This window comes from Neobacillus sedimentimangrovi (assembly GCF_010614825.1).
GTDB classification, from domain to species: domain Bacteria; phylum Bacillota; class Bacilli; order Bacillales; family Cytobacillaceae; genus Neobacillus; species Neobacillus thermocopriae.
On sequence record NZ_JAAFZF010000039.1, the window covers coordinates 22883 to 32316 of the forward strand.

The 9434-nt window shown below is 36.1% G+C and carries 10 protein-coding genes and 1 riboswitch; of the genes, 9 read left to right on the top strand and 1 reads right to left on the bottom strand.

The window, feature by feature from the left end; all coding sequences use genetic code 11:
• Positions 1–168: 168 nt before the first annotated feature.
• The 9 genes from GZA11_RS12385 to GZA11_RS12425 all read left to right on the top strand — a co-directional run bounded on the left by GZA11_RS12385 (position 169) and on the right by GZA11_RS12425 (position 9159).
• Complete coding sequence (locus tag GZA11_RS12385) at positions 169–1347, top strand: pyridoxal phosphate-dependent aminotransferase (protein ID WP_163184049.1); 1179 nt, start codon at positions 169–171, stop codon at positions 1345–1347.
• Positions 1348–1428: 81 nt separating this feature from the next.
• Positions 1429–1537: riboswitch (SAM riboswitch) on the top strand.
• A gap of 76 nt (positions 1538–1613) precedes the next feature.
• Positions 1614–2828, top strand: coding sequence for a 2,3-diketo-5-methylthiopentyl-1-phosphate enolase (mtnW, locus tag GZA11_RS12390; RefSeq protein WP_163184051.1), 1215 nt, complete (start codon positions 1614–1616; stop codon positions 2826–2828).
• A complete protein-coding gene (locus GZA11_RS12395; RefSeq protein WP_038540575.1) occupies positions 2825–3499 on the top strand; it encodes a 2-hydroxy-3-keto-5-methylthiopentenyl-1-phosphate phosphatase in 675 nt (224 codons plus the stop codon). The genes mtnW and GZA11_RS12395 overlap by 4 nt, the downstream gene beginning before the upstream one ends.
• Positions 3493–4122: a methylthioribulose 1-phosphate dehydratase gene (locus GZA11_RS12400; protein ID WP_038540578.1), complete on the top strand. Its 630-nt coding sequence runs from the start codon at positions 3493–3495 to the stop codon at positions 4120–4122. The genes GZA11_RS12395 and GZA11_RS12400 overlap by 7 nt, the downstream gene beginning before the upstream one ends.
• Before the next feature lie 66 nt (positions 4123–4188).
• Positions 4189–4722, top strand: coding sequence for a 1,2-dihydroxy-3-keto-5-methylthiopentene dioxygenase (locus GZA11_RS12405; protein WP_051968298.1), 534 nt, complete (start codon positions 4189–4191; stop codon positions 4720–4722).
• A gap of 640 nt (positions 4723–5362) precedes the next feature.
• A complete protein-coding gene (locus GZA11_RS12410; protein WP_081905150.1) occupies positions 5363–5623 on the top strand; it encodes an aspartyl-phosphate phosphatase Spo0E family protein in 261 nt (86 codons plus the stop codon).
• 700 nt (positions 5624–6323) lie between these two features.
• Positions 6324–7619 carry an FAD-dependent oxidoreductase gene (locus GZA11_RS12415; protein WP_038540581.1) on the top strand — a complete coding sequence of 432 codons (1296 nt, stop codon included), beginning with the start codon at positions 6324–6326 and terminating at the stop codon, positions 7617–7619.
• Positions 7619–7903 carry a ferredoxin family protein gene (locus GZA11_RS12420; protein WP_038540583.1) on the top strand — a complete coding sequence of 95 codons (285 nt, stop codon included), beginning with the start codon at positions 7619–7621 and terminating at the stop codon, positions 7901–7903. The genes GZA11_RS12415 and GZA11_RS12420 overlap by 1 nt, the downstream gene beginning before the upstream one ends.
• Before the next feature lie 629 nt (positions 7904–8532).
• Positions 8533–9159, top strand: coding sequence for a lysophospholipid acyltransferase family protein (locus GZA11_RS12425; RefSeq protein ID WP_163184054.1), 627 nt, complete (start codon positions 8533–8535; stop codon positions 9157–9159).
• Positions 9160–9302: 143 nt separating this feature from the next.
• On the opposite strand, the gene GZA11_RS12430 is transcribed toward GZA11_RS12425, so the two are convergent.
• Positions 9303–9434 (bottom strand): transposase (locus GZA11_RS12430; protein ID WP_163184056.1); only part of this gene is annotated, 132 nt, incomplete at its 5' end.

Here is a 9434-nt window from a genome sequence, read left to right on the forward strand (position 1 = left end):
ATTTTATAAAATTTTATCGATTCTTAAAAAATATATCAGTTCAATTGTGTAGATGTCAATCATTTTCGAAAATTATTTATTTTCCCTTTACAATTCCTAATAAAAGTTTTAATATTGTTAGCTAGTATTCTAGTGAAAATTGAATCAAGGTAAAGTAGGTGAGAGAAATTGAAACAGTTTCCACGATCAGATTTATTAAATCGCCTTCCGAAACAATTTTTTGCATCCCTTGTTAAAAAAGCAGGTCAATATATAGAAAAAGGCTTTGATGTAATTAATCTGGGACAGGGAAATCCTGATCAACCAACACCAGACCATATTGTTTCCAAACTTCAGGAGGCAGCAACTAATCCCATAAATCATAAATATTCCCCATTTCAAGGGTTTGGATATTTAAAGCAAGCTGTTGCCGATTTTTATCAAAGGGAATATGGAGTTAAGATTCATCCTGAAAAAGAAGTTGCCATATTATTCGGAGGTAAGGCTGGATTAGTTGAACTTCCCCAATGTTTATTAAATCCTGGAGATAATGTACTAGTTCCAGATCCCGGTTATCCTGATTATTGGTCAGGAGTGGCCATGGCAAAAGCAGAAATGGTTACCATGCCGTTAAAAGAAGAAAATCAATTTTTGCCAAAATACGATGAAATTGCTGATGATGTATTGGAAAAGGCAAAACTAATGTTCCTCAATTATCCAAATAATCCAACAGGGGTAATTGCTACACCCGATTTTTTCGCGGAAACCGTTGAACTGGCAGAAAAATATGATATATGCATTGTCCATGACTTTGCCTATGGAGCAATTGGATTTGATGGTGTAAAACCGACAAGCTTCCTCCAAACAAAAGGGGCAAAAGAAGTGGGCATTGAAATTTACACCTTATCTAAAACATATAATATGGCTGGATGGCGTGTTGCTTTTGCAGTAGGTAATGAAAGTGTTATTTCTTCACTGGAACTGTTACAGGACCACCTTTATGTCAGTTTGTTTGGTGCTGTTCAAGAGGCAGCAGCAATGGCGCTGACAGGACCTCAAGATTGTGTGAGGGAATTGAATCAAATGTATGAACGGAGGAGGAATGTCCTCATTGAAGGCCTCCGGTCCATTGGTTGGAATGTTACCGCTCCTAAAGGTTCATTTTTTGCTTGGTTAAAAGTACCGCAGGGCTTTACTTCCGAGGAGTTTGCAAATTTTCTTTTGGAAAAAGCCCATATCATAGTAGCGCCCGGAATTGGATTTGGTACTTATGGAGAAGGCTATGTCCGAGTTGGCTTATTATCTTCTGAAGAACGCTTGAAAGAGGCTGTCAGAAGAATAAGCAGTTTAGAAATTTTTAAAAAATAGGTTGACAATATTTTGTTTTCTTGGGATAATCCAAAATAAGTTAATTCACTTGAAAACAATAAATACGGAAAAATAATCATTTTCTTATCAAGAGCAGGCGGAGGGACTAGCCCAATGAAGCCCGGCAACCGACCTTACCCATTGTAAGGCACGGTGCTAATTCTTGCAGCGGGAAGCTGAAAGATGAGAAGATGTTAGTAATGTCTGCTAACCTCTTCTTTTCGAAGAGGTTTTTTTATTGCAGAAAATGAAAAGGAAGTGTCATAATGTCTGAATTAATTGCTACTTATCTACTACATGATGAAAAAAATCCAGACAAGAAAGCGGAAGATATTGCCTTAGGACTGACAGTCGGTTCTTGGACGAAACTTCCTGAACTTGAACAAAACCAATTGCGTAAGCACAAAGGTCGAGTGGTATCGATTGAGGGTTTACCTTCGGAACAGGATAATCAAACATTAATCCGAATTGCCTACCCGACAATCAATTTTTCTAGTGACCTACCTGCAATCTTAACAACGGTTTTTGGGAAACTTTCCCTAGATGGAAAAATAAAATTAATAGATTTACAATTCGATGATCTTTTAAAAAGTCAATTTCCAGGTCCAAGGTTTGGAATTGAAGGGATTCGTAAGAAATTAAATGTGTTTGATAGACCATTGGTAATGAGTATTTTTAAAGGTGTGCTTGGTAAGGATATTCATTTTTTGACTGAACAGCTAAAAGAGCAGGCCCTAGGTGGGATTGATCTGGTAAAGGACGATGAAATTTTGTTTGAAAATGAATTGACACCTTTTGAAAAACGTATCTTTAATGGGAAAAGGGCCCTTCAGGAAGTCTATGAAGAAACGGGACATCGTACTCTTTATGCCGTTAATTTGACTGGAAGAACGTATCAACTTAGAGATAAAGCGAGAAAAGCAGCTGAAATTGGTGCGGATGTGCTCCTTTTCAATGTTTTCACTTATGGTCTCGATGTCCTTCAAGAGTTGAGAGAAGATGAGGAAATTGCTTTGCCAATTATGGCACACCCGTCTTTTAGCGGAGCGTTCACTTCTTCTCCTATTTATGGTATCTCCCATTCTCTTTTATTAGGTAAACTTTTACGCTATGCAGGAGCAGATTTTTCATTGTTCCCATCGCCTTATGGAACAGTGGCACTGGAAAAAGACTCTGCCATTGCTATTGCCAGTGAATTAACAAAGCAAGATACACTTAAAACGTCATTTCCTGTTCCATCGGCAGGTATACATCCAGGATTAGTTCCACTATTAATCAAGGATTTTGGAATTGATTCTGTTATTAATGCAGGCGGAGGAGTTCATGGCCATCCGGATGGGGCTCGAGGAGGAGGTCTGGCATTTAGGCAGGCTATTGATACCATACTTCAGGGAAAACTGCTTGCTGAAGGGGCCGAATACTATCCGGAATTAAAAAAAGCTTTGCAACTATGGGGAAATGTTGAGGTGGCTATATCATGACAAAGCCAGTGATTTATTGTGATTTTGATGGAACGATTACCGAAAGTGATAATATAATTGCGATAATGAAAAAATTTGCTCCGCCTGAGTGGGTCGAAATAAAAGACCAAATACTCTCGCAGCAAATTTCCATATGTGAAGGTGTTGGTAAGCTTTTTTCACTCCTACCAAGTAGTATGAAGGAGGAGATCACGACTTTCGCCATTGAAAATGCAAAGATTCGTCCAGGTTTTAAAGAATTAGTTCAATTTGCCCGTGAGGAAAACATCCCGTTTTACATCGTCAGCGGTGGTATTGACTTTTTCGTTAATCCCATTTTGAAGGACTATGGTCCTTTTTCCGGAGTATTTTGTAATGAAGCTGATTTTTCCGGAGATCGAATCAACATCCTTTGGCCGTACACATGTGATAAGTATTGTGATAATAACTGTGGCTGCTGTAAGCCTAGCATTATCCGTAAACTTAATCAAAATGAAGACATTTATAAAATTGTCATTGGCGATTCTGTTACCGATCTTGAGGCAGCAAAAATGGCTGACTTGGTCTTAGCAAGGGATTTACTACAAGAAAAGTGTTTTGAATGGGGAATTAACCATTATGGTTTCGATACATTCTTTGAATGCATTGATGAGATAAAAAAGAGAATTGAGGTGGGAGAATTATCATGTTAGAGGAAAGATGGCGTGAATTAGCTGATGTAAAAGATGAATTGTCTGAGCGAGATTGGTTTATGGGAACAAGTGGAAATTTAGCAATAAAGGTAAGTCATCAGCCGCTTCAATTTTTGGTGACTGCAAGTGGGAAGGATAAACGCAAGAGGACTAATGAAGATTTTCTCCTTGTCGATGAATTTGGCCATCCTGTGGAAGAAACTCATTTGAAACCTTCTGCTGAAACGCTACTCCATTTGGAGATCTATCAAAAAACAAATGCAGGTTGCAGTCTCCATGTTCACACAATTGATAATAATGTGATCTCAGAAATTTACGGTGACCGTGGGGAAATTACGTTTAAAGGTCAAGAATTAATAAAAGCATTTAACAAGTGGGAAGAGGATGATATACTCAAAATTCCGATTATTCATAATTTCGCACACATTCCTACTTTAGCTCGTGCATTTTCTGAACATGTGAAAGAAGATACTGGGGCCGTTCTGATTCGGAACCACGGAATTACTGTGTGGGGCCGTAATGCCTTTGAAGCTAAAAAAATCCTTGAAGCGTCCGAATTTTTATTCCGATACCAATTACGATTACTAGAATACAAACCATATCAATTATTTAAAGTAGTTTAAAAGAAATAAAGGAACAGCGCTTAGGCGTGCAAATATACAATAATTTGTGAGAGAGGATGAAAAAACGTGGCATATATTACATTTCAAGACAACGAAGAAAAAATTTACAATCAGGAAGAGGTAGAAAGCTTCCTGGCATCACAGGAGGTTATTTATGAAAAATGGGACATCAGTAAGCTTCCTGAATCTCTTGTCGAAAAATACCTTTTAACTGATGAGGAAAAGGAACAAATTTTACAAACTTTTGCAAATGAAATTGCTGATATCTCTGCAAGAAGAGGTTATAGAGCACAGGATGTTATTTCTCTTTCAGAAAATACACCAAATTTAGAAACCTTGCTACAAAACTTTAAGCGAGAACATCATCATACCGATGATGAAGTTCGTTTTATCGTTAGTGGGCATGGAGTATTTGTCATCCAAGGTAAAGATGGTAAGTTCTTTGAAGTACATTTAAATCCAGGAGATTTAATTTCTGTTCCTGAAAATACTCGACACTATTTTACCTTAGAAGATGATCGTAAAGTGGTTGCAATTAGAATTTTCGTTACAACAGAGGGTTGGGTGCCGATTTACGAAAAAGAAGAACAAAATGTATAATATTAAATGAACTGGCTGCTGTATTGTAGGCCAGTTTTTTTACGCACGAAATGGGGGAGTCGATAATGCAAAGCCCGGGCCATTAAGTTAGTAGTAATGTTTAGCTTTATGGAAGGGGCTATGTTGAACAAAATCTGAAGATAGTGGGCGGTAAATCCACGAACTAAGATATACGAACTTTAATTAGGCTAGGTACCGATGGATGAGTCTTTAGAAGCAGATTTATGAATTTAAGGTATCCAACTGTTATAGATAGAACAGTACATATAAGTGATGTAAGAGGTCAGAGGTTAGTTCCTTTGCTACTCAATGAATTAATAAGGACTTTTGACCTAAAAATATTTCGGAAAAATTAGAAAACCTATGCGTGTTATTAGAATTTTAAAAGGACGGATAGATTTTCGTTAAAAAAGTGGAATTGTTGATAATAATTAGATAAGAGAGCCACTGAAAAAACATGTGGATTCATGTCGAAAAATGAAGAGAAAGAATCATATTCTTGTCGAAAATAGAAAGTTTTAGATTGTTTTGTCTACTTTTGCGAATGTATTTACATTTGTTGTGTTTCTTGTCATAATCTTTCAAGTAGTCTATTTTTTTATCGAATTAAGTAAGAGTGTAAGAGCAGGAGGATAATAAATTGTACGAGAATAGTAATTGTAGCAATTGCAGCCCTAGTTATACGAAAATGATTGAAGAAATTAAGGCAAAAAGAGAACTCATGATTAAAAGCGCTTATAAATGTGGATTTACGAATGAAAAGACTATTAAATACAGTCAAGAGCTGGATGAATTAATAAATGAGTATCATAGGGTGATGGAGCAATCAGATCGATCAAATGAAGAAGTGAAGTTTGCTTTTAAACAAATGATCATGGTTTGGCCAAAAGTATTAGTATAAATTAGTATAAATTGTAATATTTATTTCTTTATAGAATGTACAATAGGCCTTCCTATTGTTATACTGCAAATTTTTACAACCTAGAAGGCCTTCCCACCCTATTTGTTATCCACTTCAATTTATCTTCATTAAATCATTCAAGTTCAAATAATATATTTTTTCGTTGGTCTCTCCAAATCTCACCATTCATGCATGGAAATCACTTCGCTCGATTCCCCAAAAATAAAAATTAATAGAAATGTATAGGATGAATTTTATCTTTTATCTTACTTTTTACAGATGAAATTAATAAAGAAAAAAGAAAACTATTTCAAATGGGTAATATGCTTATATCTCGACTCATATATCGTAAATAAAAGGAGATTTAAATCACCATCAAAGGCGAGCGCTTTTAACGATAATAGTCTTTTTTAAGGAGGGAAGCCGAATATCACTTGTTATATATTTCAAACAAGTGCCCAATCCAGATACTATATTAAACAATCCATTTCCTTACACACTCAACTATAAGGAGTGCCTCTGTCATGATAAATCTTTATTAAACTCATGCGGTTTAGGACGGAATGAGATCTAGCATGTAATTTCTCATTACTTATTAATAAGAAATGCACCAAATATATGGTGTTATTACTTATGGAATTGTAGGAAACAAATTGAGCAATTAACAAAGCTTAAAGCGAAAAAGGCGGTGAAATAAGCTATGTCTGAAAAATTTGATGTGATAGTAGTTGGTGCTGGTCCAGCAGGTACTGCTTGTGCTTTCACTTGTGCTAAAAATGGCTTAAAGGTATTGCTTATTGAAAGAGGAGAGTATCCTGGAGCGAAAAATGTAATGGGCGGAGTTTTATACCGTCAGCAATTGGAGGAGCTAATTCCTGAGTTTTGGAAAGAAGCCCCGCTTGAAAGACCTGTAGTGGAGCAACGTTTCTGGATGATGGATAAGGAATCAGTCGTTACATTTGGCTATAAAGGCTTGGAGTGGGCTGTGGAGCCCTACAATAACTTTACCGTACTTCGTGCCAAGTTTGATCAATGGTTTGCCAGCAAAGCGGTTGAGGCAGGGGCACTTCTGATTAATGAAACGGTTGTAACCGAATGTATCGTCGAAAATGGAAAAGTGGTAGGTGTCCGTACGGACCGACCGGATGGTGAAGTATATGCCGATGTCGTTGTGCTGGCAGATGGAGTTAACTCACTCTTATCCAAGCAGCTTGGCTTTCATAAGGAGTTTCGCCCGGACGAGGTTGCATTAACAGTTATGGAGGTAATTAACTTACCTAAAGACAAAATTAATGATCGTTTCAATTTGGAGGATAACCAAGGTTGTACGATCGAGATTTTTGGTGATTCAACAAAGGGTAACCTTGGCACCGCATTTCTTTATACAAATAAAGAAAGTTTAAATATTGGGGTAGGAACCACGCTTTCAAGCATGATTAAAGCGAAAATAAAGCCTTATGAGCTTCTAGATTATTTGAAAAATCACCCGATGGTAAAACCATTCTTAGAGGGTGGGGAATCTGCGGAATATCTTGCCCATCTAATTCCAGAAGGAGGCTATCACTCTGTTCCAAAGGTTGTTGGAAATGGAGTTGTTGTTGTTGGAGATGCGGCCCAATTAGTTAATGCGATCCATCGTGAAGGATCGAACTTAGCGATGCATTCGGGATTACTAGCTGCCGAGGCAATTGTCGAGGCAAATAAACGAGGTGACTTTAGTGAATCAAGTTTAAATCATTACCGTGAGGCCTTATATAACAGTTTTATAATAAAAGATTTGGAGAAGTACAAAGATGCAACCCATACCTTTGAAAAATATCCGCAATACTTCAAGGATTATATTCCAATGCTGAATCGGGCAGCGAGCAAATTCTTCACAGTCGATGGAACACCCAAACGAGAAAAACAAAAGCAAATAATGAGGAGCATGACAGCTGAAAAAGGAACATTTCGTGTGCTACAAGATATATATCGTGCATGGAAGGCGGTGAAATAATGTCAACAAAGAATATTGAGGAAAAACAATATCTCATCCGCTTTAAGTGTGATACGAAGTCTCATTTAACGGTTCTTGACCATGACATTTGCATGACCAAATGCCCGGATAAAATTTGTACGATATTTTGTCCAGCAGAGGTTTATAAATGGGAAGGTATAAGAATGCAAGTAGGTTATGAAGGTTGTCACGAGTGCGGTAGCTGCAGGATTGGCTGTCCTTATCAAAACATTAAATGGGAATATCCTAAAGGTGGACATGGAATTATTTTCCGTTTAGCATAAACTATCAGTTTTGAGTAAAAAAGGATGTTTTAAAGAATTGAAAAATGTTTGGAATATTTCTTGCATTACAGACATTAGATCGTAAGGATTTATTCTTATTGATAACTTTTACAATTCTATATTGAATTTTTTCAAAACTTTTAGAGTATTAGAGGAAATGGATAAAGGAATAAAATGTTTTCTACAATTCCATATAAGAATTTCTACTATTTAGAATGCGCTTGGAAGAATGAAAAAATGATCTGTTCCCCAAAATTAGTCTGAGTCAGTGCAGAAATTTTTGTAAATAAGTTTGAACTCCATCCTCCTTTGCAAGAATTAGCATTATTAATTTTTGCATAGGAGGATTTTATTATGTGAAATGATCGAAAGAAATAATTAATGAACTTGCAATGGAAAAGGAAAGTTCCAATTTATCATGGAAACATAAGGGGAATTTTTTCAAATAAAGTGATCCAATGTTAAAAGGTTTAAATAATAAGTACATTTTTCAATTTAATTCATTGGGTTATTCCATTTTCTTTAACTACCTATAGGAATTGTGATATGTTTTTATATGGTATAATTAACATAAATTTCAAATGGACAAACAATGTTTATTCAATCCTAGTTTCATTTCGGAGGAAAATATGTATCATTTATTAAGCACAGTTCTTTATGGGGTAGTAAAATTATTTAGACTATTGAAAATTGAAGGTAAGCACCATCTTCCCTCGAATAACAAATACGTACTTACTTGTACTCACAAGGGTTGGGTTGATGTGATTATGTTGGCTTTAGCAGTATATCCTACCCAAGTGCATTTTATGGCGAAAAAAGAATTATTCAATTCGAAGTTTACTGATAAATTTTTAAGATCAATCAATGCTTTCCCTGTAAATAGAGATAATCCTGGGCCAAGTGCATTGAAAATTCCTCTTAATCTATTAAAAGAGGGTAAATGTGTTGGTATTTTTCCGAGTGGAACAAGAACAAATGAAGAAATTCCTTTAAAAAAAGGGGCAGTTACTATTTCATTGAGAAGCAAAGTACCTCTCGTGCCAGCTGCATATTCTGGTCCGTCTAATTTTTCCGAAATACTTAAAGGGAAGAAAGCCACGATTATTTTTGGCCCTCCTATAAAGGTGAATCATGAACTTAAAAAAGATGAATTAATCGATGTAACTTTAGTAGAATTAGAAAAAACTATTAAAAACTTAGAAAAAAATTTAGTCTCTTCACCAAATTCTGTGGTTTTCACTCAATTCCAGAAATAAGTTAGCGAGATTGGTGCTCAATCTAGAATAGCTCCTTCGTCAGCTTACAGACCATCAAGTTGGTAGAATGGAAGCTGTCAAGTGCTTTCCTTGACGGCTTCCATTCTACCAACTACACTGATGAAAGCTGATGAAGGACAAGGTCAAGCAGCCTGATTTTTATAATATTTTCCTGTACATTCCAAAAATACACGTAGCCGAAATCTTTCCAGATTTCTGAAACCATAAGCACGTCTTTTGATGTTCTTGATCTTATGGTTTGTGCCTTCAATTCG

Coding starts and splice junctions, on each gene's coding strand:
- GZA11_RS12400 (WP_038540578.1), top strand. CDS start 3,493: ATGTTAGAGGAAAGATGGCGTGAATTAGCTGATGTAAAAGATGAATTG.
- GZA11_RS12425 (WP_163184054.1), top strand. CDS start 8,533: ATGTATCATTTATTAAGCACAGTTCTTTATGGGGTAGTAAAATTATTT.
- mtnW (WP_163184051.1), top strand. CDS start 1,614: ATGTCTGAATTAATTGCTACTTATCTACTACATGATGAAAAAAATCCA.
- GZA11_RS12420 (WP_038540583.1), top strand. CDS start 7,619: ATGTCAACAAAGAATATTGAGGAAAAACAATATCTCATCCGCTTTAAG.
- GZA11_RS12415 (WP_038540581.1), top strand. CDS start 6,324: ATGTCTGAAAAATTTGATGTGATAGTAGTTGGTGCTGGTCCAGCAGGT.
- GZA11_RS12395 (WP_038540575.1), top strand. CDS start 2,825: ATGACAAAGCCAGTGATTTATTGTGATTTTGATGGAACGATTACCGAA.